Here is a 1,208-nt window from a genome sequence, read left to right as displayed (position 1 = left end):
GTAATGGCTGTGGCATTGATCGCCGTGATCGCATGACCACCGTTCTCAAAGGTGTCATTGCTGTTGACTGCAATTATTACCGGTGTGTCCTCGTTGGTGACGACCGCATCGGAGGCTATATCGACCACCGCGGTGACGGCGAATGTCACGGTGGATTGCACCGTCCCCCCGTTGCCGTCGCTGATCTCGACAACAAAACTGTCGGTGCCGTTGTAGTCAGCTATTGGTGTGTAGGTATATGCGCCGGTGGCAGCATTGAGTATTACCGCGCCGTGACTCGGTTGTGTATTCACGGTGTAGGTCAGCGCATTGCCGTCCGCATCGGTCGCCGCTACTTGTCCGCTGAAAGCCACATCCTCTGGTGTGGTGGCTGAGTAGTTGCCGGTAGCAGGGTCGAAAGATTGACCAGGGGTTGGCGGAATCGGCTCCGAAGGCACCGGAACATCGTTTACGGGCGTAACGTTAATCCTGACCGTCGCAGTTTCAATTACGCCGCCGGAGTTTACGGTGTAATTGAAAATGGTTGCGCCGTTGAAGTTGGTCGCAGGGGTAAAGCTCAGCGTGCCGTCAGCATTGAGAGTTACCGAACCATTGGACACCGCCAACGGTATCCCGACGGATACTGAGGTACCATTGATTGCAGAAACCACATGGTCGCCGTTTTCAAAGGTGTCGTTGCTGTTGATTGCAATAATGATCGGTGTGTCTTCGTTGGTGGTTACCGTATCGGAGGCAATGTCTACCACCGCAGTGACGGCGAATGTCACGGTGGATTGCACGATCCCGCCGTTGCCGTCGCTGATCTCGACGACAAAACTGTCGGCACCGTTGTAGTCGGCGGTTGGCGTGTAAGTGTACGCGCCGGTGGTAGCGTTGAGCGTTACCACGCCGTGGATTGGCTGTGTGTTTACGGTGTAAGTCAGCGCATTGCCATCCGCATCGGTCGCCGCTACTTGTCCGCTGAAAGCCACATCTTCCGGTGTCGTCGCTGAGTAGTTGCCGGTAGCCGGATCGAAGGATTGCCCCGGCATCGGTGGAATCGGCTCCGAGGGCACGGGTAGATCGTTAACAGGTGTGACATTGACTGTCACAGTTGCGGTTTCCGTAACGCCGCCCGAACTTACGGTGTAGTTGAAGTTGGTAGCGCCATTAAAGTTGGTCGTTGGCGTGAAAGTCAGCGTGCCGTCGACATTGAGCGTAACCGAACC

Annotated in this window: 1 protein-coding gene; it reads right to left on the bottom strand. The window is 55.8% G+C overall.

The window, feature by feature from the left end; translation table 11 throughout:
• The coding region (locus ACIP66_RS28800; protein ID WP_400652703.1) for a tandem-95 repeat protein at window positions 1–1,208 on the bottom strand (1,208 nt) is incomplete at both ends.

The sequence above is a fragment of the Pseudomonas sp. NPDC088429 genome (assembly GCF_044753305.1).
GTDB classification, from domain to species: Bacteria; Pseudomonadota; Gammaproteobacteria; order Pseudomonadales; family Pseudomonadaceae; genus Aquipseudomonas; species Aquipseudomonas rustica.
This window is presented reverse-complemented; position numbering and strand designations above follow the sequence as displayed.